General features: G+C 72.3%; 21 protein-coding genes. 16 read left to right on the top strand and 5 right to left on the bottom strand.

The genetic code is table 11. The features are described 5' to 3' along the window. Positions 1–46: 46 nt before the first annotated feature. The 7 genes from DJ010_RS03415 to DJ010_RS03385 all read left to right on the top strand — a co-directional run bounded on the left by DJ010_RS03415 (position 47) and on the right by DJ010_RS03385 (position 9751). A complete protein-coding gene (locus tag DJ010_RS03415; RefSeq protein ID WP_109692187.1) occupies positions 47–1501 on the top strand; it encodes an aldehyde dehydrogenase in 1455 nt (484 codons plus the stop codon). Between the two features lie 336 nt (positions 1502–1837). Beyond that, entirely contained in the window at positions 1838–2836 is a 999-nt protein-coding gene (locus DJ010_RS03410) for a phosphotransferase family protein (protein WP_109692186.1), read from the top strand. A 4-nt stretch (positions 2837–2840) separates the two neighbouring features. After that, on the top strand, positions 2841–3599 hold the full coding sequence (locus DJ010_RS03405) for a class I SAM-dependent methyltransferase (RefSeq protein ID WP_109692185.1): 759 nt from the start codon (positions 2841–2843) through the stop codon (positions 3597–3599). A gap of 79 nt (positions 3600–3678) precedes the next feature. Further along, positions 3679–5313, top strand: coding sequence for a succinic semialdehyde dehydrogenase (locus DJ010_RS03400; RefSeq protein ID WP_109692184.1), 1635 nt, complete (start codon positions 3679–3681; stop codon positions 5311–5313). Between the two features lies 1 nt (position 5314). Continuing rightward, complete coding sequence (locus DJ010_RS03395; RefSeq protein ID WP_109692183.1) at positions 5315–7045, top strand: GMC oxidoreductase; 1731 nt, start codon at positions 5315–5317, stop codon at positions 7043–7045. Positions 7046–7518: 473 nt separating this feature from the next. Next, complete coding sequence (guaA, locus tag DJ010_RS03390; RefSeq protein ID WP_109692182.1) at positions 7519–9090, top strand: glutamine-hydrolyzing GMP synthase; 1572 nt, start codon at positions 7519–7521, stop codon at positions 9088–9090. Between the two features lie 94 nt (positions 9091–9184). Beyond that, on the top strand, positions 9185–9751 hold the full coding sequence (locus DJ010_RS03385) for a hypothetical protein (protein ID WP_109692181.1): 567 nt from the start codon (positions 9185–9187) through the stop codon (positions 9749–9751). Here DJ010_RS03385 and DJ010_RS03380 read toward each other — a convergent pair. After that, entirely contained in the window at positions 9748–10191 is a 444-nt protein-coding gene (locus DJ010_RS03380; protein ID WP_245927159.1) for a MarR family winged helix-turn-helix transcriptional regulator, read from the bottom strand. The two genes, DJ010_RS03385 and DJ010_RS03380, sit on opposite strands and share 4 nt — an antisense overlap. A 50-nt stretch (positions 10192–10241) precedes the next feature. Between DJ010_RS03380 and DJ010_RS03375 the strand changes: the two genes are divergently transcribed. Next, positions 10242–10658 carry an organic hydroperoxide resistance protein gene (locus DJ010_RS03375; RefSeq protein WP_109692180.1) on the top strand — a complete coding sequence of 139 codons (417 nt, stop codon included), beginning with the start codon at positions 10242–10244 and terminating at the stop codon, positions 10656–10658. Here DJ010_RS03375 and DJ010_RS03370 read toward each other — a convergent pair. Together DJ010_RS03370 and DJ010_RS03365 are read right to left on the bottom strand one after the other, a co-directional pair. Continuing rightward, positions 10639–11175, bottom strand: a complete 537-nt coding sequence (locus DJ010_RS03370) for a gamma carbonic anhydrase family protein (protein ID WP_109692179.1) — start codon at positions 11173–11175, stop codon at positions 10639–10641. The two genes, DJ010_RS03375 and DJ010_RS03370, sit on opposite strands and share 20 nt — an antisense overlap. A 31-nt stretch (positions 11176–11206) precedes the next feature. Continuing rightward, positions 11207–12556: an FAD-dependent oxidoreductase gene (locus tag DJ010_RS03365; protein ID WP_109692178.1), complete on the bottom strand. Its 1350-nt coding sequence runs from the start codon at positions 12554–12556 to the stop codon at positions 11207–11209. Between the two features lie 86 nt (positions 12557–12642). Between DJ010_RS03365 and DJ010_RS03360 the strand changes: the two genes are divergently transcribed. The 4 genes from DJ010_RS03360 to DJ010_RS03345 all read left to right on the top strand — a co-directional run bounded on the left by DJ010_RS03360 (position 12643) and on the right by DJ010_RS03345 (position 16979). Then, positions 12643–13605, top strand: coding sequence for a LysR family transcriptional regulator (locus tag DJ010_RS03360; protein ID WP_109692177.1), 963 nt, complete (start codon positions 12643–12645; stop codon positions 13603–13605). Between the two features lie 24 nt (positions 13606–13629). After that, on the top strand, positions 13630–14514 hold the full coding sequence (locus DJ010_RS03355; protein ID WP_109692176.1) for a DUF1295 domain-containing protein: 885 nt from the start codon (positions 13630–13632) through the stop codon (positions 14512–14514). Further along, a complete protein-coding gene (locus tag DJ010_RS03350; protein WP_109692175.1) occupies positions 14511–15632 on the top strand; it encodes an FAD-dependent oxidoreductase in 1122 nt (373 codons plus the stop codon). The genes DJ010_RS03355 and DJ010_RS03350 overlap by 4 nt, the downstream gene beginning before the upstream one ends. A 99-nt stretch (positions 15633–15731) precedes the next feature. After that, positions 15732–16979, top strand: a complete 1248-nt coding sequence (locus DJ010_RS03345) for an endonuclease/exonuclease/phosphatase family protein (protein ID WP_109692174.1) — start codon at positions 15732–15734, stop codon at positions 16977–16979. Here DJ010_RS03345 and DJ010_RS21945 read toward each other — a convergent pair. Together DJ010_RS21945 and DJ010_RS03340 are read right to left on the bottom strand one after the other, a co-directional pair. Then, the gene (locus DJ010_RS21945; protein WP_158282914.1) at positions 16972–17118 is read right to left on the bottom strand and encodes a GPGG-motif small membrane protein; all 147 of its coding nucleotides are present in this window, start codon (positions 17116–17118) and stop codon (positions 16972–16974) included. The two genes, DJ010_RS03345 and DJ010_RS21945, sit on opposite strands and share 8 nt — an antisense overlap. Positions 17119–17225: 107 nt before the next feature. Further along, positions 17226–17687: a DUF5709 domain-containing protein gene (locus DJ010_RS03340; protein WP_245927158.1), complete on the bottom strand. Its 462-nt coding sequence runs from the start codon at positions 17685–17687 to the stop codon at positions 17226–17228. Between the two features lie 41 nt (positions 17688–17728). Here DJ010_RS03340 and DJ010_RS03335 point away from each other — a divergent pair, with 41 nt between their 5' ends. The 4 genes from DJ010_RS03335 to DJ010_RS03320 are packed head-to-tail and all read left to right on the top strand — an operon-like array spanning position 17729 to position 22131. Continuing rightward, positions 17729–18340, top strand: coding sequence for a DUF4126 domain-containing protein (locus DJ010_RS03335; protein ID WP_109692173.1), 612 nt, complete (start codon positions 17729–17731; stop codon positions 18338–18340). A gap of 25 nt (positions 18341–18365) precedes the next feature. Then, positions 18366–19781 carry a xylulokinase gene (gene xylB, locus DJ010_RS03330; protein WP_109692172.1) on the top strand — a complete coding sequence of 472 codons (1416 nt, stop codon included), beginning with the start codon at positions 18366–18368 and terminating at the stop codon, positions 19779–19781. Further along, on the top strand, positions 19778–20941 hold the full coding sequence (xylA, locus tag DJ010_RS03325; RefSeq protein ID WP_109692171.1) for a xylose isomerase: 1164 nt from the start codon (positions 19778–19780) through the stop codon (positions 20939–20941). The genes xylB and xylA overlap by 4 nt, the downstream gene beginning before the upstream one ends. Positions 20942–20943: 2 nt before the next feature. Continuing rightward, positions 20944–22131: an ROK family transcriptional regulator gene (locus DJ010_RS03320; protein ID WP_158282913.1), complete on the top strand. Its 1188-nt coding sequence runs from the start codon at positions 20944–20946 to the stop codon at positions 22129–22131. The last annotated feature ends 14 nt before the right edge of the window (positions 22132–22145 follow it).

The raw sequence follows: 22145 nt of genomic DNA, 5'->3' as shown, positions 1-22145 counted from the left end.
TGGGCGAGGACGTATCGAGACCCCGGCACCTGGAAGGAAATTCCCCATGACTCTCGACCGCGACGCACTGTTCATCGGTGGTGCTTGGTCCAAGCCCGCCACCGACTCCGTCCTGGAGGTGGTCTCCCCGCACACCGAGCAGGTGGTGGCGCGCGTGCCCGAAGGCTCGACCGCCGACATCGACGCGGCGGTCGCAGCGGCGCGGAAAGCGTTCGACGAGGGCCCGTGGCCGCGGATGAGTCCCGCGGAGCGCATCGACGTCGTACAGAACCTGTCGGGGTTGTACGCCGCCAAGCTCGGCGAGATGGCGGAGATCATCTCGACCGAGATGGGCTCGCCAATCTCCTTCAGCAACCTCGCGCAGGCGCCGGCGCCGTGGATGCAGATCGAGGCGTTCCTCGGCATCGCCCGCGAGTTCCCGTGGGAGTCGATGCGGCCGGGCGTGCTCGGCTCCGACGTGATGGTGCGGCACGAGCCGATCGGCGTCGTCGCCGCCATCCCGCCGTGGAACGTCCCGCAATTCACGGTGATGTCCAAGCTGGTGCCGGCGCTGCTCGCCGGCTGCACGGTCGTCGTGAAGCCGGCCCCCGAGTCGCCGCTGGACTGCTACCTGCTCGCCGAGCTGCTGCAGGAGGCCGGCGTCCCCGAGGGCGTCGTCAGCATCGTCGCCGCCGGCCGCGAGGTCGGCGAGCACCTGGTCTCGCACCCCGGTGTCGACAAGGTCGCCTTCACCGGCTCCACCGCCGCCGGCCGCCGGATCGGCGCGATCTGCGGCGAGCAGCTCAAGCGCTGCTCGCTCGAGCTCGGCGGCAAGTCCGCGGCGATCGTCCTCGACGACGCCGACCTCGCCACCACGCTCGAGGGCCTGAAGTTCATCGGCGTCATGAACTCCGGGCAGGCCTGCGTCGCCCAGACCCGGGTCCTCGTCAGCCGGGACCGGCACGACTCGTTCGCCGCCGCCCTTGCCGAGACCGTCTCAGGCATGAAGGTCGGCGACCCGATGGACCCCGCCACCGAGGTCGGCCCGATGGTCGCCCAGCGCCAGCAGGAACGCGTCGAGAAGTACATCGCGCTCGGCCAGGAGGAGGGCGCTCAGCTCGTCACCGGTGGTCTCGGCATGCCCGACGGCCTCTCGACGGGCTGGTACGTCCGGCCGACGGTCTTCGCCGGCGTCGACAACCGGATGCGCATCGCCCAGGAGGAGATCTTCGGCCCGGTGCTCTCGGTGATTCCGTACGACGACGTCGACGACGCCGTCCGGATCGCCAACGACTCCGAGTACGGCCTCGCCGGCACCGTCTGGACCGCCGACGAGGCGGCCGGCACCGACGTGGCCCGACGGATCCGCACCGGCACCATCGGCGTCAACACCTACACGATGGACTTCGCCGCCCCCTTCGGCGGCTACAAGGCCTCCGGTGTCGGCCGGGAGTTCGGCCCCGAGGGCCTGGCCCAGTACACCGAGCTCAAGTCGGTGTACCTGGGTGCGCCGGAGATGTAGGAGTTCATCCGGCCCCGCGGGCGATCCTTCGGTCGTCGAGTAGCCCGCGCCGCTTTCGGTCGTCGAGTAGCCCGAGCCGCTTTCGGTCGTCGAGTAGCCCGAGCCGCCAGGCGAGGGCGTATCGAGACGCCTTTCGCTGTGGTTGCGGTCGGCGTGCGGGTTGCGGCGTCTCGATACGCGCCTCGCGCAGAGCGCTCGGCGCTACTCGACGACCAAAGCGGGCTGCTCGACGACCGAGGCGAGGGCTGCTCGACGGCCGGGAGCGGCTGCAATCCGCCTGCAACCCGGCCACGGGATGCTCGGGAGTGCCACGATGGAGCAGCCCGAGGAGAAGCCATGCCCGATCGCCGCCCTGTGCTCGCCTCCGTCGATGCGTTGGTCGCCGGCGCGACCAGTCGCGAGCCGCTCGACGGGCCGGGGAAGTCGGGGGCGGTGCTGGAGCGGGTGACGATCGACGGGGCGTCGTACGTGCTGAAGCACCTCGACAGCGAGGGCGACTGGACGCTCCGGGCGGCGGGCATCCCTGGCAGCGCGTCGGTCGAGCTGTGGCGGCAGGGGGTCCTCGACGACCTGCCGGACTGCTTCAACCAGCCGATCGTCGCAGTGGCGTACGACGCGCACCGACCCACCCGGTCGGCGCTGCTGATGCGGGACGTGGGGGAGCACCTGGTCCCTGTCACCGACGACCCGATCACGGCCGACCAGCAGGACCTGCTCCTCGACCACATGGCCGCGCTGCACGCAGCGTTCTGGGAGAAGGCGCCGAGGATCGTTACCCCGACCGACCGCTACCTCGAGCTGTCGCCGCGGATGGCGGAGGCCGAGGCGGCACTCGGGTCCGACCACCTGGTGCCGCGCCTGGTGGCGCAGGGGTGGCCGCTGCTGGAGGAGGTCGCGCCGGCGCTGGCCGGCGTCGTCGTACCCCTCGTCCACGACCCCACGCCCCTCGTCGACGCCCTCGCGGCGACGCCGTCCACCTTCGTCCACGGCAACTGGAAGCTCGACAACCTCGGCATCGACGACCGCCGGCGCACCGTGCTGCTCGACTGGGAGCTGCCGGGGGAAGGAGCGCCGCTGAGCGACCTGGCGTGGTACCTCGCGATCAACTGCCGCCGACTGCCGGCCACCAAGGAGCGGGCGGTGGAGACCTATCGCGCCGCGCTCGAGAGCCACGGCGTCGACACCGGGGCGTGGTGGGAGCGGCAGCTGGGGCTGTGCCTGGTCGGGGCGATGGTGCAGTTCGGTTGGGAGAAGGCGCTCGGCGGGTACGACGACGAGCTGGCCTGGTGGGAGGCGCGGGTCACCGAGCACGCGCACCTGGTGGTGGCATCCTGAGCCGGTGGACGACATCGGTGCGGCGTACGACGCCGCGGCCGCTCTCTGGCGGACCGGACCCGAGCGGATGTACGCGCGGCTCTCCGAGGCGATGGCCGACCACGCGCCGGTCGATCTCGAGGGGGCGCGGGTGCTCGACGCCGGCGCCGGCACCGAGGTCGCCGGCGAGGCGCTCCGGCGACGAGGTGCTGGCTCGGTCGTCGCGGTGGATCTCGCCCACGGCATGCTGCCGCGGCCGCCGGCGCTCTCCGCCGTCGGTGACCTGACCCGGCTGCCGTTCCCCGACCGGGCCTTCGACCTCGCGGCGGCCGGCTTCTCGCTCAACCACTTCGAGGACCCCATGGCGGCCATGGTCGAGCTGCGCCGGGTGGCCGGTGCCCTGCTCGCCACCGTGTTCGCGCCCGAGTGGGACCACCCGTGCAAGGAGGCCATCGAGGCGGTACTGGCGCGCGACGGGTTCGAGCCGCCCGCGTGGTACCGGACGTTCAAGGCCGGCAGCACCTGGGAGCTGGGTGCGGCCGGGCTGGAGCAGTTCGCCCGTGCGGCCGGCTACGACCGCGCCGAGGCGAGGATCGCCGACGTCGCGACCGGCATGGACACCCCGGCAGACCTGGTCGACTGGCGGTTCGGGATGGCCCACACGGCGCCCTACGTCGCCGCGCTGCCGCCGGACGTGCGGGCGCGCGTGCGCCGCGAGGCCGAAGAGGCCGTGGCCGGCCTGCCGCCGTTGGTGGTGTCGATGGTCGTGCTCGCCGCGGCTTGACACCGGAAGCGGATGTGTAAAGGGACACATCGGCTACTCATCGGTAGCCGGGAGTGACGGCACTCACTACCCTCGATGCATGAGCGCTTCGAACCCCGGCCACCCCGAAGGCGTCGGCGGCGGTCCCCTCGTCGAGGGCCCGCACGACCCCGAGCACGACCCGCGGGCGTCGTACGTCCTCGAGCCGGAGTACGTCGAGACCCTCACCCGTCGCGTCCTGGCGACGACCGGCACCACGGTGCCGCTCACCTCGCCACTGACCGGGGCGCCGCTGGCGAACATCCCGCAGTCGAGCACCGACGACGTCGCGGAGGCCTACCGCCGGGCGCGGGTGGCACAGGCGCAGTGGGTGCGGGTGCCGATGGCCGAGCGCGCCGCGATCATGCTGCGCCTCCACGACCTGCTCCTCGACCGGATGCCCGAGCTGCTCGACATGATCACGCTCGAGAACGGCAAGGCCCGCAAGCACGCGTACGACGAGGTCGCCCACACCGCGCTCACCGCCCGCTACTACGCGCGGATGTCCGGGAAGCACATGGCGACCGAGCGGCGGGGCGGGGTCATCCCGCTGGCGACGCGGATCGACATCAACCACGTCCCGAAGGGCGTCGTCGGCATCATCTCGCCCTGGAACTACCCGCTGACCATGGCGCTCTCCGACGGCCTGCCCGCGCTGATGGCCGGCAACGCGGTCGTCTCCAAGCCGGACGCGCAGACCATGCTCACCGCGCTGATGGGCCTGAAGCTGATGGACGAGGCGGGTTTCCCGCGCGACCTGTGGCAGGTCGTGGCCGGCCCGGGCCGTGAGCTCGGCGGGCCGATGATCGAGCGGTCGGACTACATCTGCTTCACCGGCTCGACCGCGACCGGCAAGCTGATCGCCGCCCAGTGCGCCGAGCGGCTGATCGGCTGCTCGCTGGAGCTGGGTGGCAAGAACCCGCTGCTCGTGCTCCGCGACGCCGACGTCGAGCGCGCCGCCGAGGGTGCGGTGCGGGCCAGCTTCTCCAATGCGGGACAGCTCTGCGTGTCGACCGAGCGGCTGTTCGTCGCCGACCAGGTCTACGACCGGTTCGTCGAGCGGTTCGTCGCCCGGACCAAGGCGATGAGCCTGGGCGCGACCCTCGACTGGGAGGTCGACATGGGCCCGCTCATCTCCGCCGACCAGCTCGACACCGTCGTCGCCCACGTCGACGACGCCGTGGCCAAGGGTGCCCGGGTCCTGGCCGGCGGCCGCGCCCGGCCCGACCTGGCGCCGTACTACTACGAGCCGACGATCCTCGAGGGCGTCACGCCCGACATGACCTGCTTCGGGCACGAGACGTTCGGCCCGGTGGTGGCGCTCTACCGGTTCCACGACGAGTCCGACGCGATCGCCCGCGCCAACGACGGGGAGTACGGCCTCAACTGCGCGATCTTCAGCCAGGACGGCGCCCGCGCTCGGGCCATCGCCCGGCAGATCAAGTGCGGCACCGTCAACATCAACGAGGGCTTCGGCGCGACCTTCGGCAGCCTGGCGGCGCCGATGGGCGGCATGCGCGAGTCCGGCATGGGCCGGCGCCAGGGCGCCGAGGGCATCCACCGCTACACCGAGACGCAGTCGGTCGGGACGCAGCGGTTCCTCAAGCTCTCGCCCCAGTTCGGGTTGAGCTCGGAGCAGTACGCGAAGGTCCAGGTGCTGGCACTCAGGGTGATGAACAAGCTGGGACGGGCCTGACATGGGCGGCAGCGACGTGGACAACGGGTTCGACTACGACGTCCTGATCATCGGGTCGGGCTTCGGCGGCTCGGTCTCCGCGCTGCGGCTGACGGAGAAGGGTTACAAGGTCGCCGTGCTGGAGGCCGGCGCGCGGTTCGAGGACGAGGACTTCGCGGACACCTCCTGGGACCTCAAGCGCTACCTCTTCGCGCCGGCAGCCGGCTGCTACGGCATCCAGCGCATCGACGCCGTCCGCGACTGCATGATCCTTGCGGGCGCCGGGGTCGGCGGCGGCTCCCTGGTCTACGCCAACACGCTCTACGAGCCGCTCGACCCGTTCTACCGCGACCCGGCGTGGTCGCACATCACGGACTGGAAGTCCGAGCTCGCGCCCTACTACGACCAGGCCAAGCGGATGCTCGGCGTCGTCGAGTACCCCAAGATGACGCCGTCGGACCTGGTGATGAAGCAGGTCGCCGAGGAGATGGGACGGGGCCACACGTTCCGCCCGACGCCGGTCGGCGTGTTCTTCGGCGGCCCGACGCAGGAGCCGGGTGAGCTGACGGACGACCCGTACTTCGGCGGCGCCGGGCCGCAGCGGAACGCCTGCCTCAACTGCGGCGAGTGCATGACCGGGTGCCGGCACAACGCGAAGAACACCCTGGTCAAGAACTACCTCTACCTCGCCGAGCAGAACGGCGCGGTGGTGCATCCGCTGACGACCGTGACCCGGGTGCGGCCGCTCGACGGGGGCGGCTACCGGGTCGACGCGCGCTGGACGAAGGCGAAGCTGTCGCGTCGTACGGCGACGCGCACCTACACCGCCCAGCACGTCATCTTCGCTGCCGCTGCCCTCGGCACCCAGAAGCTGCTCCACAAGCTCAAGGCGACCGGCGACCTGCCGCGGATCTCCGACCGGCTGGGGCTGCTGACCCGGACCAACTCCGAGTCGCTGCTCGGCGCCATCAGCCCCAAGGACTGGGGCGAGGACTTCAGCCAGGGGGTGGCGATCACCTCGTCCTGGCACCCCGACGAGGTCACCCACATCGAGCCGGTGCGCTACGGCAAGGGCTCCAACGCGATGTCGCTCATGCAGACCGTGCTCACCGACGGTGACGCGAAGGCGCCGCGGTGGCAGGGCTGGCTCAAGGAGATGTGGAAGGAGCGACGCAACATCCTCGACCTCTACGACGTCAAGCACTGGTCCGAGCGGGTCGTCATCGCGCTGGTCATGCAGACGGTCGACAACTCGATCACCACCAAGCCGGTGCGGACGCCGTTCGGGTGGTTCCTCAACTCCAAGCAGGGCCACGGCACGCCCAACCCGACCTGGATCCCAGTCGCCAACGAGGCGGTCCGGCGGATGGCGGCAGCGGTCCAGGGGAAGCCCGGCGGCAACATCGGCGAGCCGTTCAACATGCCGCTGACCGCGCACTTCATCGGCGGGTGCACCATCGGCGACAGCCCCGAGACCGGCGTCGTGGACCCCTACCACCGGGTCTACGGGTACGACGGCCTCCACATCGCGGACGGCTCGACGATCTCGGCGAACCTCGGCGTGAACCCCTCGTTGACGATCACCGCACAGGCCGAGCGGGCCATGGCGTTCTGGCCCAACAAGGGCGAGGTGGACACCCGGCCGGCCCCCGGATCGTCGTACTCGCGGCTCCAACCGGTGGCCCCGAAGCAGCCCGTGGTGCCCGACGGCGCGCCCGGGGCGCTGCGCCTGCCGATCGTGGGCGTCTCCTGACCCCTCCTTCGGTAAAAAAATTCCTCCACAAGGAGCAGTAACCGGGCGTAACCCGCCCCGTGAGCCGTCGTTGATCGAGACGAGCCCGGAGATTCACGCTCCCTCCCGAAAGTCCGGGCTCGGTTCAGGCACTGTCCAGCAGCTGCTTGGACGATCAGGGCCCGACCACCCTCCCTCCCCGGTCGGGCCCTGGTGCTTTTTCACGGCCCTTCGCCTGAGCTTGCGAAGGCGAAGATCCGGGCCGGGAGGTCGAGTAGCCGCGCCCGCGGGAGCGAAGCGACCGCGGGCGACCGGCGTATCGAGACCGGTAGATCAGGGTTCAAGCTCGACCGGACCCTCGTCAGTCGAGCGGGCGGGCTGATCTGGCTGTCGGCGCGCTGGGGAAATCTGTCGTGATCGTCGCCGAACCACGACAAAATTCCCCGGTACGACGCCCCGCCCGACCAGCCCGTCAGGCTCGATAGGATCCGCCCATGACGGCGCCCGAGCACGATCTGGTCCTGGTGGTCGACTTCGGGGCGCAGTACGCCCAGCTGATCGCGCGGCGGGTGCGGGAGGCGCGGGTCTACTCCGAGATCGTGCCGCACGAGATGCCGGTGGCCGAGATGATGGCCAAGGAGCCGAAGGCGATCATCCTGTCCGGTGGGCCGTCGTCGGTCTACGCCGAGGGGGCGCCGAGCCTCGACCCGGCCATCTTCGACGGCGACGCGGCGGTCTTCGGCATGTGCTACGGCTTCCAACTGATGGCGCAGGGGCTGGGCGGCACGGTGGCGCACACGGGGGCACGGGAGTACGGACGCACCCGCGTCCACGTCGGCCACGCCGGCACCCTGCTCGGCGGCGTGCCCACCGAGCACAACGTCTGGATGTCCCACGGCGATTCCGTGACGGCGGCGCCCGACGGGTTCGAGGTGCTCGCGTCGACCACGGTGACGCCGGTGGCGGCGTTCGAGCACGTCGACCGCGGGTTCGCGGGGGTGCAGTGGCACCCGGAGGTGCTGCACACCGAGCACGGGCAGCGGGTGCTCGAGCACTTCCTCTGGGACATCGCCGGCTGCCGCCAGACGTGGACCGTCGGCAACATCGCCGACGAGCAGATCGAGCGGATCCGTGAGCAGATCGGTGAGGACGGCCGGGCCATCTGCGGCCTCTCCGGCGGCGTCGACTCGGCTGTGGCCGCGGCCATCGTGCAGAAGGCGATCGGTGACCGGCTCACCTGCGTCTACGTCGACCACGGGCTGATGCGCAAGGGCGAGACCGAGCAGATCGAGCGCGACTTCGTCGCGGCGACCGGCACCCGGCTGGTGGTGGTCGACGCCGAGAAGCAGTTCCTCGAGGCGCTGGCCGGCGTCAGCGACCCGGAGACGAAGCGCAAGATCATCGGCCGCGAGTTCATCCGCACCTTCGAGGCGGCCGAGGCCGACATCATCAAGAGCGCCCCTGAGGGCAGCAAGGTGAAGTTCCTCGTCCAGGGCACGCTCTACCCCGACGTGGTCGAGTCCGGCGGGGGAGCGGGCACCTCCAACATCAAGTCCCACCACAACGTCGGCGGGCTGCCGGAGGACCTCGAGTTCGAGCTGGTCGAGCCGCTGCGCACGCTCTTCAAGGACGAGGTCCGCCTCGTGGGCGAGCAGCTCGGCCTGCCGCCCGAGATCGTCTGGCGCCATCCGTTCCCCGGTCCCGGCCTCGGCATCCGGATCATCGGCGAGGTCACCCGCGAGCGCCTCGACATCCTGCGCGAGGCCGACGCGATCGCCCGTGCCGAGCTGACCGCCGCCGGCCTCGACCGCGACATCTGGCAGTTCCCCGTGGTCCTGCTGGCCGACGTCCGCTCGGTCGGCGTCCAGGGCGACGGTCGCACCTACGGCCACCCGGTCGTGCTCCGCCCCGTCACCTCCGAGGACGCCATGACCGCCGACTGGGCGCGCGTGCCGTACGACGTGCTCGAGCGGATCTCGACCCGCATCACCAACGAGGTCCGCGAGGTCAACCGGGTCACGCTCGACATCACGAGCAAGCCGCCCGGCACCATCGAGTGGGAGTGACCCCGCTTCGCCGGTAGCGATAGTTGACATTGTTCGAAGACGAACTCCACACTTCCCGCAACTGTTCCATCACGAACGCTCGGGAGGTAGCTGCATGGACAAGGAGCTCGTCAAGGACATCGTCGGACGGCCGAAGTGGTGGCTGGTCGCGGCGCCGTTGATCGTCCTCTTCCTGGTGGCGGCGGCGCTGCTGGTCCCCAAGGCCGCCGACGGCGCGACGAACGCCGAGGCGGTGCCGGTGGCGACGCGTACGACGCCGAGGACCTGCCCGTCGATGGAGTGGTCGTGCTACACCGCGCGCCACTACGGCCGGGACTTCCGGCGCGAACGGCTCCGCAACTCGCGCGGCGTCGAGTTCACGCCGCGGGTCAAGCGGATGATCCAGCGATCGCTGTCCGCCAAGGGCTACGACGCGCGCGGCGACGGCTCCTGGTGGCGGGACACCCTGGGCATCACCGCCTGCATGGCCGGACCGCGCTGGACCGGGGTCTGCCGCAGGGGCCAGCAGTGGGTCAACCGGCTGCTCAGCGAGACGATCCGCGTCACCGCGTTCTGCGCCGGCGCGGCCGTGATCGGCACGCTGGCGGGCGGGGGCGGCTGGGGCGCCGGCAAGGGCGCGCTGGGCTGCCTCTGGTCGCGGGCGATGGGCCTGTGGGACTAGGAGATCGCGTCGAGCCCGGAGAGCAGCCGGTCGAGGAGGGCCCGCAGCTCCCGGGCGTCCGACACCTGCAGGCCGGTGTCCGCCCAGACCCGCTCGGGCACGTCGGCGACCCGGCCGCGAAGGGCCTCGCCCTCGGGTGTGGTCCGCACCAGGACCCGCCTCTCGTCGGCTGCGTCGCGCTGCCGCGCGACGTAGCCGGCGTTCTCGAGCCGCTTGAGCACCGGGGTCAGCGTGCCCGAGTCGAGGTGCAGCCGCTCGCCGATCTCGCCCACGGTGAGCGGGCCGGGGGCGTCCCAGAGCGCGAGCATCGTGGCGTACTGCGGATAGGTCATGCCCTCCGCGCTCAGCACCTCGGCGTAGCGACGGGTGATCCCGCGGGCAGCGGCGTACAACGGCAGGCAGAGCTGCTCGGCGAGGGCCAGCTGCGGGCGGTCGGTCACGCGGCAAGCGTACCTTGCGCAAATAGATTGTGCACAATATAGTTGTGTACATGGAAACTCTCTACACCGCCACCGCAGTGGCCTCCGGCGACGGGCGCAACGGCCACGTCCAGTCCACCGACAAGCTCATCGACGCCGACGTGCGCGTCCCCAAGGAGATGGGCGGCACCGGCGGCGCGACCAACCCCGAGCAGCTGTTCGCGGCCGGCTACGCCGCGTGCTTCCACTCCGCGCTCAAGCTCGTCGCGAGCCGGGCCAAGGCGGACACCACCGACTCCGAGGTCGTGGCCGACGTCTCGATCGGTCCGAACGGCTCCGGTGGCTTCGGCCTGGCCGTCCAGCTCGAGGTGGCGCTGCCGGCGCTCGACCGCGAGGAGGCGCAGAAGCTGGTCGAGCAGGCCCACCAGGTCTGCCCCTACTCCAACGCGACGCGCGGCAACATCGAGGTCACGCTGTCGGTGGCATGACCGTGATGCCGGCACGGTGCCGCTGGGCGAGGTCGCTGTAGTAGTCGGCGTTGCTCTCCACCCACAGCTCGGCGTTGGTGCCGGAGATCGGCTTCTTCGGCGCCGCCGGTGCGCCCGCGGCGAGGACCCCCTCCTCGACCCGGGTGCCCGGGGTGAGGACGGATCCCGCCGCGACCAGGGAACCCGCGCCGATCGAGGCGTGGTCGAGCACGACGCTCCCGTTGCCGAGCAACGCCTTCTCGCCCATCGTGTCGCCGTGGAAGACGCACGAGTGCGCGATGGTCGCGTTCGGGCCGATCTCCACCGTGACGTCCGGGGCAGCGTGCACGACCGAGTTGTCCTGGATGTTCGACCCCTCGCGCACGATGATCGTGCAGATGTCGGCGCGCAGGACGGCCCCGTACCAGATGCTCGCGCCCTTCTCGACGCGCACGTCGCCGATCAGAGTGGCGGTCGGCGCGACGAACGCCTCGGGGTGGACCTGGGGCCGACGGCCCTCGAACTCGAAGAGCTGCACGCGGCAACGGTAGGGCAACCGCCCGGAGCGATCAGCCGCGCCCGGCCTCGAGCATCGCCTCCCGCTCGGCGACCTTGACCCGCTCGCGTCCTTGGGCCTCGCCCAGGGCGACCTCGTGCCGGTCGAGCCGCTCCCAGTGCTCGAAGGTCGTGACGTCGACCCCGCGCTCGGCCAGGTAGGCGTCGACGTCGGCGGGCTCGCGGAGGGTCGCGGTCGGCCCGGACGCGGCCAGGTCGGCCAGCAGGTGGCCGACGGTCTCGGCGGCGTCGCTCTTCGTGTGGCCGATGAGGCCAACCGGACCGCGCTTGATCCAGCCGGTGACGTAGGTGCCGGGGATGGCACGGCCGTCGAGGCCGAGCACCCGACCGCCGTCGTTCGGGATCACGGCCGCGCGGTCGTCGAACGGCAGCCCCGGCAGGGCCGTGCTGCGGTAGCCGACCGCGCGGTACACCGCCTGCACGTCCCAGTCGGTCACCTCGCCGGTGCCCTCGACGTTGCCGTCCCCGAGCGGACGGGTCCGCTCCGTGCGCAGCGTGGTGACCTTGCCGTCGGCACCGCGCACCTCAACGGGCGCCTGGGCGAAGTGCAGGTGGATGCGGTGCGGCTTCCCGACCGGCTCGCGACCGACCCAGTTGGCGAGCGTGTCGAGCACCATCTTCTGCGCCTTGTGCTTGCCGATGTGCTCCATGCCGTGGTCGTCGACGTCGAACCCCTCGGGGTGCACGACCACCTCGACGTTGGGGGAGTGGTTGAGCTCGCGCAGCTCCATCGGCGAGAACTTCGCGTACGCCGGACCGCGGCGGGCGAACACGTGGACATCCGTCGTGGTCTTGGACCACAAGCCGTAGTGCACGTGCGAGGGGATGTCGGTCGTCAGCATCTCGTCGCCCGTCTTGGCGAGCACGCGAGCGACGTCGAGCGCCACGTTGCCGACCCCGATGACCGCGACGCTGGTCGCGTCGAGCGGCCAGTCCTGCGACACGTCCGGGTGTGCGTCGTACCACGAGACGAACTCGGCGGCGCCGTACGTCAGCTCCTCGCCGGGGATCCCGAGGTCGCGGTCGGCCATCGCGCCGGTCGCGACGACGACGGCGTCGTAATAGGTGCGCAGGTCCTCGAGCTTGACGTCGACGCCGTACTCGACGTTGCCCAGCAGCCGCACCTCCGGCTTCGCGAGCACGCGGTGGAGCGCCTTGACGATCTCCTTGATCCGCGGGTGGTCGGGCGCGACGCCGTAGCGGACCAGCCCGAACGGGGCGGGCAGTCGCTCGAGCAGGTCGACGGAGACGGGCGTGCCGGTCTCGGCGCTGGACTTGGTGAGGATGTCGGCGGCGTAGATGCCGGCGGGGCCGGCGCCCACGATCGCAACGCGGAGAGTCATGTCCTCCATCCTGGACACGAACTGCTCGCCACAGAACGAGGTTGTGGTTGTGGGGTCACAAGGCAGCCTTGGGATAGCGTGTCCTCGTGCTGGGACCTCACGTGCCGGAGCTGCGCGCTCTCGAGCTGCTGACCGTGGTCTCCCGCACCGGCAGTCTGAGCGCGGCGGCGGCCGAGCTCGGCGTCACCCAGCAGGCGGCGTCGTCGCGGGTGCGGACCATGGAGTCGTTGGTCGGTACGGCGCTGCTCGACCGGTCCCGGCGGGGATCGGCCCTGACGCCGACCGGTGAGCTCCTCGTGCAGTGGGCGGCGGGCGTGCTGGAGGCGGCCGGGCAGCTCGACGCCGGGATCGCCGCGCTGCGCGCGGACCGGCGCGGGCACCTGACCATCGCGGCCAGCCTCACCATCGCCGAGCACCTGCTCCCCGGCTGGCTGGTCGCCCTCCGCGCCCGGCAGGTGCAGCTCGGCCAGGCGCCGACCGAGGTCACCATGACCGCGACGAACAGCGAGCGGGTGGCCGCCCTGGTGGCGGCCGGCGACGTCGACCTCGGCTTCGTCGAGGGGCCCGACGCCCCCGAGGACCTCCGACACCGGCTGGTCGGCACCGACACGCTCGTCGTGGTCGTCGGCCCCGGGCACCCGTGGGCCCGGCGGTCGGGCCGCCGGGTCACCGCCGCCACCCTGGCCGCGACGCCGCTCGTCGTCCGCGAGCGCGGGTCCGGCACCCGCACCGTCCTCGACCGCGCGCTCGAGGGCCTGGAGACGGCGAGCCCGGCGCTCGAGCTGTCGAGCACGGCCGCCGTCCGGTCCGCGGTCGCGGCCGGTGCCGGCCCCGCCGCCCTCGGTGCGCACGCGATCCGCGACGACCTCGCGACCGGTCGGTTGGTCGAGATCGAGGTCGGCGGGCTCGACCTCACCCGACGGTTGCACGCGGTGTGGCGCGGTGGCGCCCACCCGCCGGAGGGCCCCGCTCGCGACCTGGTCTCCTGGGCGGCCGCGCAGACCGCGCCGGGCCCGACGAGCACCAGGTCGAGAAGGACGAAAAACTAGAACACGTTCCATTACTATCGTCCGATGAGCAAGGGGGAGTCGCTGGCCCGCGTGGCCGCGTCGTACGTCGTCGCCTTCGGTGCCGCGACGGCCTGGCTGGTCTGGGGGCCGGACACCGACCACCTGTGGCTGGACGGGCTGATCGCCGACGTGATCGCCACGCTCGTGGTGTTCGTCGCGAGCCGCTGGCACCGCAACTCCAGCTTCTACGACGCCTACTGGAGCGTGCTGCCGCCGTACCTGGCCGGCTACTGGGTGCTCGCCAGCGACGGCGCCGGCGACGACGTCCGCACCTGGCTCGTGCTCGGCGTCATCACGTTCTGGGCGGTCCGCCTGACCGCCAACTGGGTGATCGGGTTCCCCGGCCTGCACCACGAGGACTGGCGCTACCCGATGGTCCGCGAACGCGCCGGCCGGCTGGAGCTGCTCGCCGACCTGTTCGGGATCCACCTGATCCCGACGGTCCAGGTCTTCCTCGGGATGGTTCCGGTGTACGTCGCCGTCGCGCTGCCCGGGCGGGACCCGGGCTGGGTCGACGCGGTGGCCCTGGTCGTCGGCGTCGGGGCGGTGCTGCTCGAGCTGGTCGCCGACGGGCAGATGCGCCGGTTCGTCCGCGAGCGGAGCGACGGAGCGGTGATGGACCGCGGGCTGTGGGGCTGGTCGCGGCACCCCAACTACTTCGGCGAGATCAGCTTCTGGTTCTCGCTCGGCCTGTTCGGGATCGCGGCCTCGCCGGGCGACTGGTGGTGGCTGCTGGTCGGCGGGGTGGCGATGCTCGCGATGTTCCTCGGCGCCAGCATCCCGATGATGGAGGGGCGCAGCCTCGAGCGGCGACCGGCCTACCAGGAGGTCGTCGACCGGGTGCCGATGCTGGTGCCGCGGCCGCCGCGCCGCCGGGTCGCTCCTTGACCACGCCGCGGGTGGTGGTCGCCGGCCTCGGAGACAGCGGCCTGCTCACCGCCGTCCACCTCGCCCGGCCCGCCGGCCGGTTCGACATCGTCGGCATCTCCTCGAAGCCGGGGCTGGTGAGCGGCCAGGAGCTCGGCCTGCGGTTGACGAGGCCGGAGCGTTGGAGGACCCAGTACTGGACGCCGTTCGACCGCTACCGCCGGCTCGACCGGCTGCGGGTCGTCCACGGCACGTTGACCGCGCTCGACGCCGACCACCGCCGCGTGTCGGTCGCCCTGCCGGACGGGACCACCCGCACCGAGCCGTACGACGTGCTCGTCGTCTCCACCGGGGTGACGAACGGGTTCTGGCGGCGCCCTCAGGTGCAGACGGTCGAGCAGGTCGACGCCGACCTGCGGGCGGCGCACGACCGGCTCGCCGCGGCGGACTCCGTCCTGGTCGTCGGCGGGGGAGCGGCCGCCGTCAGCTGCGCGCTCAACGTCGCCACCCGGTGGCCCGACAAGCAGGTCGACCTCTGCTTCCCGGGCGAGCGGGCGCTGACGCAGCACCACCCGCGGGTCTGGTCGCACGTCCGGAAGCGACTGTCCGCGGCCGGCGTCGCCCTGCGCCCCGGTCACCGCGCCGAGCTGCCCGAGGACGGCGCCCTCGACCGGATCGGCACCGGTCCGGTCACCTGGTCGACCGGTCAGGAGCCGACGCCCGCCGACGCCGTCCTGTGGACGGTGGGCCGGGTCCGTCCCAACACGGCGTGGCTCCCTGCGGAGCTGCTCGACGAGGACGGGTTCGTCCGGGTCCGGCCGACGCTGCAGACGGCCGCCCGGCCGGAGATCTTCGCCATCGGGGACGTCGCGGCGACCGACCCGCTCCGCTCCTCGGCGCGCAACCGCGCCGACCACCTGCTCGCGGCCAACATCCGCGCCCACCTGGGCGGGAAGCCGCTCGGGACCTTCGAGGCGCCACGGTCCCGGTGGGGCTCGGTCGTCGGTCCGCAGCACGACGGGCTGCAGGTGTTCGCCCCCTCCGGGAAGCCGTTCCGGCTCCCCGACTGGTTCGTGTGGCGGGTGATGTACCCCGGGATCGTCCGGCGCGGGATCTACAAGGGCGTCCGGAGGGGCTGAGCGAGCCGGCGTTCACCCGACCTTCATCCTGCGCGGTGGCGGATGTCCGCGCGCCGACCTAGGGTCGGGTCCTCGGAACCGTCCTGCTCGGAGGCCGCCATGCGTCGTACCCCTGTCCTCGCCCTTGCTGCCGCGGTCGCCCTGACCGGCGCGCTCACGGCCACAGCCGCCCCCGCCCCCGCGGACCCGAAGGGCGGCGGCCCGGGGCACGGGCCAGGCCACGGGCACGGCCACGACACCGTGCGCTTCGCGACCTTCAACGCCTCGCTCAACCGCAACGCCGAGGGGCAGCTGGTCGCCGACCTCTCGACCCCCGGCAACCAGCAGGCGCGCAACGTCGCCGAGACCATCCAGCGGGTCGACCCCGACGTGGTGCTGATCAACGAGTTCGATTACGCCCCCGAGGCCGTGGACCTGTTCCGCGAGAACTACCTCGAGGTCGGGCAGAACGGCGCCCGCCCGATCCGGTTCCGCCACGCCTACATCGCGCCGTCCAACACCGGCGTGCCGAGCGGGTTCGACCTCAACAACGACGGGACCGTCGGTGGCGGTGACGACGCGTTCGGCTTCGGGCTGTTCCCGGGCCAGTACGGCATGGTCGTCTACTCGAAGTTCCCGATCCTCGCGAGCAGGGCGCGGACCTTCCAGCACTTCCTGTGGAAGGACATGCCCGGCGCGATGCTGCCCGACGACCCCGCCACGCCGGGACCGGCGGACTGGTACTCACCCGCGGAGCAGGCCGTCCTGCGGCTCTCCTCCAAGTCGCACTGGGACCTGCCGATCAAGGTCGGCAGGAAGGTCGTGCACTTCCTCGTCTCGCACCCGACCCCGCCGACCTTCGACGGCGCCGAGGACCGCAACGGCACCCGCAACCACGACGAGATCCGGTTCTGGGCCGACTACGTCGGCGGTAAGCGCCGGTCGTCGTACATCTACGACGACCAGGGTCGACGCGGTGGCCTCGGGCGCGGCGAGCGCTTCGTGATTGCGGGCGACCAGAACGCCGACCCCTACGACGGCGACTCGGTCGACGACGCGATCCTGCAGCTCCTCGACCACCCGGCGATCGAGGAGACCAGGCCGAGGTCCAAGGGCGCGCCCGAGGCCAGTGCCGCACAAGGCGGGGCCAACACGACCCACGCGGGCGACCCGGCGTACGACACCGCGGACTTCTCCGACACGGCGCCGGGCAACCTGCGGGTCGACTACGTGCTGCCGGCCCGGCGGCTAAGGACGGTCGGCGCGGGCGTCTTCTGGCCGAGGGCGGCGGACCCGCTCTCCCGGCTCACCGGGACGTTCCCGTTCCCGACCTCCGACCACCGGATGGTGTGGATCGACGTCAGGTGAAGATGCTGACGCCGCCGGGGCCGACGAGCAGGCCGACGACGATGAGCAGGACGCCCCAGAGCACCTCGCCCCGGAACAGGCTGACGATCCCGCTGACGACGAGCACGACCGCGATGAGCCACAAGATAAAGCTGATCATTCCGCTACCTCCTTGTTGGACCCCCAGCCGCATGCCATCGACGAGGTACCCGCGGCGGGGGGTCTCAGACCCCGTCGGTGACGCCGCGGGTCGTCGCTAGGCGTCAGTCAGGCGTCCTCGTCGGGGACGATGTGCATGGCGGCCTCCTCGGCGCTGGCGGCCGCGCCGTCGATGCCGACGTCGGTGCCGACCAGGCTGGCCTCGGTGTCCTCGTGAGCCCCCTCGTCGGGGTCGACCAGCCGTCCGGCGCGCTCGTCGCCGACCTCGCCGTCGTCGGAGTCGCCGTCGACGATGTCGTCGGGGCCGCGGTCCGCCTCGGCGTACGGGTCGGGCTCCGGGATCTCCTGGGCGACCCGTTGCTCGAGGGTCTCGCCCTGCGCCTCCTCGGCGGGGGTGTTGCCGAAGCCCTGCCCGGCGGAGTAGCGCTCGGGCGGGGAGTAGCCGCGGTCGAGCGCATCCTCGACGTCCGGGTCGTCGAGGGTGTCGATCGGCTGGAGCTGGTCCTCCTCGTCGGTGCTGTAGTCGTCGTCGTAGCCGGCGGGGTCGGGCATCGCGTCGTTCTCGCTCATGAGAGGGCGTTACCCGGTCGCCGAAGCACTAGCCTGCGAAGGTGGAATCCCTCGCGATGGCCTTCTCGAGCGGGTGGGCCAGCGGCGTGAACGCCTACCTGGTCGTGCTGGTGCTGGGCATCGCCGACCGGGTCGAGGACTTCGAGCAGATCCCCGACGAGCTCGGCCGGTGGGAGGTGCTGGCGGTCGCGGCGCTGATGTACGCGTTCGAGTTCGTCGCCGACAAGGTCCCGTACGTCGACAGCGTGTGGGACGTGGTCTCCACGCTGATCAGGCCGCTGGTCGGTGGCGTCGTCGGCGTCCTGCTCGCGGGCGACTCGACCGAGATCAGCGGCTTGCTCGGTGGCAGCGTCGGTGGCGCCAGCGCGTTGGCCTCGCACGCCGTGAAGGCCGGCACCCGGCTGGCGGTCAACACCAGCCCGGAGCCGGCCAGCAACATCGGGGTCAGCATCGGCGAGGACGTCGTCGTGCTGGCGCTGGTGTGGTTCGCGATCGAGCACCCCTACATCGCCGCCGGCATCGCCGGGGCGTTGCTGCTGATCGGCCTCGCCGTCCTCTACTTCGCGATCCGCGCGATCCGGGCGGGTTGGCGCCGGCTGCAGGCTTGGCGCACCCGCCGGAGGGCACGTCGGGAGACGGAGCACTTGACTTAGTTCAAGTCTCGTACAAAATGGGTGGGTGCCGCTCGCCCTCGGGGTGGACTCCTCCACCCAGTCGACCAAAGCCGTCCTCGTCGACGCCGACGACGGCACTGTCGTCGCCCAGCAGTCGGCACCGCACCCGCCCGGCACCGAGGTCGACCCGCGGGCCTGGCTGGAGGCCGTCGACGCGGCGACCGCGGGACTGCTGGAGCGCGCCGACGCGGTCGCGGTCGCCGGACAGCAGCACGGGATGGTGGCGCTCGGCAAGGACGGTCGGCCGGTCCGCGACGCGCTGCTCTGGAACGACACCCGGTCCGCCCGGGCCGCGGCCGACCTGATCGCCGAGCTCGGCGGACCCCAGCCCTGCGCCGACGCGATCGGCAGCGTGCTCGTCGCGTCCTTCACCAGCACCAAGCTCCGCTGGCTCCGCGACGCGGAGCCGGAGCACGCGGCGCGGGTGGCCCGCGTGCTGTTGCCGCACGACTACGTGTCCGCACACCTCGCAGCACCCGGCACCCCGCTGTTCACCGACCGCGGCGACGCGTCCGGCACGGGCTACTTCGACGCCCGCGCGGTCCGCTGGCGCCACGACCTGCTCGAGAGCGCGCTCGGCCACGACGCCGAGCTCCCTGACGTGGTCGCGCCGGGCGCTGCGGCCGGCCGGACCGTGGGCGGTGCGGTGCTGGCCGCCGGGACCGGCGACAACATGGGTGCCGCGCTCGGCCTCGACCTCACCCCCGCCGACGTGCTGGTGTCGATCGGCACCTCGGGGGTCGCCTCGACCGTGGCCACCGACCCGGTCGCCGACGGCAGCGGCACCGTCACCGGCTTCGCCGACGCCCGCGGCGGCTACCTGCCGATGGTCACGACCATGAACGCTGCCGGGATCCTCGACCTCCAGGCCCGCTGGCTCGGGGTGGACCACGACGAGCTGGCCAGGCTCGCGCTCGCCTCGACGCCCGGAGCTGGCGGGGTCATCTTCTCGCCGTACTACGGCGGGGAGCGGACGCCCAACCGGCCCGACGCCGCCGGCACCTGGACCGGGCTGACGCCGCGGACCACCCGCGAGGACCTCGCCCGCGCCGCGTTCGAGGCGCTGCTCTGCTCCCTGGCCGACGCCGTCGACGCGCTCGTCGCGCGCACCGGCACGGAACCGGTCCGGGTCTTCCTCGTCGGGGGCGCGACCCGCAGCCCGGCCGTCCGGGCGCTCGCACCCGTGATCCTGGGCCGCGACGTCGTACTCCCCGAGGAGGGGGAGTACGTCGCCCGCGGCGCCGCCCGCCAGGCCGGGTGGGCCTTGTCCGGAACCGACCAGCCACCGGCTTGGCCGGTGCCGACCGCGGGGACGCTGACCGGCGCTCCCGACCCGACCGTGCGGGAGCGTTACGCCGCCCTCCGCGACGGTCTCGAGAAGCTCGACCACCGCGTCGCCCATCAAGGAGGAAACCGATGACCCGTCCCGTCCCCACCCCCGAGGACAAGTTCTCCTTCGGTCTGTGGACCGTCGGCTGGGAGGCGCGCGACCCGTTCGGCGACGCGACCCGACCGCCGATGGACCCCGTGCACGCGCTCGAGCAGCTGGCCGCGCTCGGCGCCTACGGCGTCAACTTCCACGACGACGACCTGATCCCGTTCGGCAGCGACGACGCGACCCGCGACGCGATCATCGAGCGGTTCAAGAAGGGCCTCGCCGAGACCGGGCTCGCGGTGACGACCGCGACCACCAACCTGTTCACCCACCCGGTGTTCAAGGACGGCGCGTTCACCTCGAACAACCGCGAGGTGCGCCGGTTCGCGATCCGCAAGGTGATGCGCAACATCGACCTCGCCGCCGAGCTCGGCGCCAAGGTCTACGTCGCCTGGGGCGGTCGCGAGGGTGCGGAGTACGGCGCCGCCAAGGACGTGCCGGCCGCGCTCGACCGCTACCGCGAGGCGTTCAACGTGCTCGGCGACTACGTGGCCGACCGCGGCTACGACCTGCGCTTCGCCATCGAGCCGAAGCCCAACGAGCCGCGCGGCGACATCCTGCTCCCGACGGTCGGGCACGCCCTCGCCTTCATCGAGACCCTCGACCGGTCCGAGATGGTCGGCGTCAACCCGGAGATCGGGCACGAGGAGATGGCCGGCATCAACGCAGCGGCGGGCTACGCGCAGGCGCTGTGGCAGGGCAAGCTCTTCCACATCGACCTCAACGGCCAGAACGGGCCGCGGTACGACCAGGACCTGCGGTTCGGCGCCGGCAACGTGCGCGGCGCGTTCTGGGTCGTCGACACCCTGCTGGCCGGCGGGTACGACGGGCCCGTGCACTTCGACTACAAGCCGGTGCGGCCGGAGACCGAGGCCGGGGTCTGGGCATCGGCCAAGGCCTGCATGGACAACTACCTGATCCTCCGCGACAAGGTGCGCGCCTTCCGGGCCGACCCCGAGGTGCAGGCCGCGCTCGAGGAGGCCGGGCTCCCCGAGCTCGCCACGCCGACGTTGGCGGAGGGGGAGGGCTGGCAGGCGATCCTCGACGACCCGCAGCCCGACGTCGACGCGCTCGCCGCGCGCGAGGTCGCGATGGAGAAGCTCGACCAGCTCGCGCTCGAGCACCTGTACGGCGTCCGCGGCTGACCGTGAGCCGGCCGGTGGAGCCGGGCGGAGCCGAGTCGCTGCGGCGACGCAACGCCGCTGCCGTCGTACGCGCGCTGCGGGAGGGGGGCCCGGGCAGCCGGGCCGACCTCGCGGCGCGCACCGGGCTCGCCAAGGCGACCGTCGGCACCATCGTCGGCGGGCTGGAGGAGCGCGGCGTCGTCCGTGACCTGGAGCAGGTGCGCAGCGGCGAGCGCGGCCGGCCCGGCCAGCTGGTGACCCTCGAGGACGGCCGCCCGGTCGGCGTCGGCTTCGAGGTCAACGTCGCCTACGTCGCCGCCGTGGTGCTCGACCTCGGCGGTGTCGTCCGACGTGAGGTCACCCGACCGGTCGCGAACGACGGCGACGTGCTGACGGCCCTCGCGGCGACCGCCACCGAGCTGGCGGCCGACCTCGACGCGAGCGGCCTCAGGCCGCTGGGTGCGACGGTCGCGCTGCCCGGGCTGGTCGGCGGTGACGACCGCACCGCCGTCTGGGTGCCCAACCTCGACCTGGCCGGGCGCGGGCTGGTCGACGCCGTCGACGCGGCGTTCGGCTGGACCGGTCGTGCCCGGGCCAGCAACGACGCGGACTGTTCCGCCCTCGCGGAGCTGCACCTCGGCGCCGGCCGCGGCGCGGACCACCTGCTCTACCTCACCGGCACGGTCGGCATCGGTGCCGGCATGATCGAGAGCCGCCGGCTGCTGCGCGGTGCCCGCGGGTTCGCCGGCGAGGTCGGCCACCTCCCGATCGGCGAGGCGGGAGCAGCCTGCGGGTGCGGTCGCACCGGCTGCTGGGAGGCGTCGGTCGGCCTGCACGCCCTCCTGGCCGCGGTCGGCCTCCCCGAGGCCGGCACCCCGCACGAGACCGCCGCCGAGGTGGCCCGGGCCGCCGAGAGCTCGGCCGAGGTCCGCGACGGCATCGCCTCGGTCGGCCGCTGGCTGGGCCGCGGCCTGGCCGTCGTCACCGGCATCCTCGACCCCGGCGCCGTCGTGCTCGGCGGGTACTTCGTCCCGCTCGGCGACCTGATCCTCGAACCCGCTGCCGACGAGCTGGTCCGCACCCTCGCCAGCGGCGAGCTCGGCCCGCCCGACCTCCGTCTCGGCCGGCTCGGCACCGCGTCGGCCGCCTGCGGCGCCGCCGAACGCGCGCTCGAGGAGACCTTCGCCGGCGCCGTCGACCTGCTGGCCTGACGCCGAGAAGCGAC

It is taken from the genome of Nocardioides silvaticus, from assembly GCF_003160695.1.
GTDB classification, from domain to species: Bacteria; Actinomycetota; Actinomycetes; order Propionibacteriales; family Nocardioidaceae; genus Nocardioides; species Nocardioides silvaticus.
Note: the sequence above shows the minus strand (reverse complement) of the source record. Positions and strands in the feature narration are given on the sequence as shown.

Excerpts from the sequence above, each read along its gene's own strand:
- guaA (WP_109692182.1), top strand. The coding sequence starts at position 7,519 with ATGACGGCGCCCGAGCACGATCTGGTCCTGGTGGTCGACTTCGGGGCG.
- DJ010_RS03365 (WP_109692178.1), bottom strand. The coding sequence starts at position 12,556 with ATGACTCTCCGCGTTGCGATCGTGGGCGCCGGCCCCGCCGGCATCTAC.
- DJ010_RS03395 (WP_109692183.1), top strand. The coding sequence starts at position 5,315 with ATGGGCGGCAGCGACGTGGACAACGGGTTCGACTACGACGTCCTGATC.
- DJ010_RS03355 (WP_109692176.1), top strand. The coding sequence starts at position 13,630 with ATGAGCAAGGGGGAGTCGCTGGCCCGCGTGGCCGCGTCGTACGTCGTC.
- DJ010_RS03375 (WP_109692180.1), top strand. The coding sequence starts at position 10,242 with ATGGAAACTCTCTACACCGCCACCGCAGTGGCCTCCGGCGACGGGCGC.
- DJ010_RS03400 (WP_109692184.1), top strand. The coding sequence starts at position 3,679 with ATGAGCGCTTCGAACCCCGGCCACCCCGAAGGCGTCGGCGGCGGTCCC.
- DJ010_RS03415 (WP_109692187.1), top strand. The coding sequence starts at position 47 with ATGACTCTCGACCGCGACGCACTGTTCATCGGTGGTGCTTGGTCCAAG.
- DJ010_RS03385 (WP_109692181.1), top strand. The coding sequence starts at position 9,185 with ATGGACAAGGAGCTCGTCAAGGACATCGTCGGACGGCCGAAGTGGTGG.
- DJ010_RS03340 (WP_245927158.1), bottom strand. The coding sequence starts at position 17,687 with ATGAGCGAGAACGACGCGATGCCCGACCCCGCCGGCTACGACGACGAC.
- xylA (WP_109692171.1), top strand. The coding sequence starts at position 19,778 with ATGACCCGTCCCGTCCCCACCCCCGAGGACAAGTTCTCCTTCGGTCTG.
- DJ010_RS21945 (WP_158282914.1), bottom strand. The coding sequence starts at position 17,118 with ATGATCAGCTTTATCTTGTGGCTCATCGCGGTCGTGCTCGTCGTCAGC.
- DJ010_RS03410 (WP_109692186.1), top strand. The coding sequence starts at position 1,838 with ATGCCCGATCGCCGCCCTGTGCTCGCCTCCGTCGATGCGTTGGTCGCC.
- DJ010_RS03345 (WP_109692174.1), top strand. The coding sequence starts at position 15,732 with ATGCGTCGTACCCCTGTCCTCGCCCTTGCTGCCGCGGTCGCCCTGACC.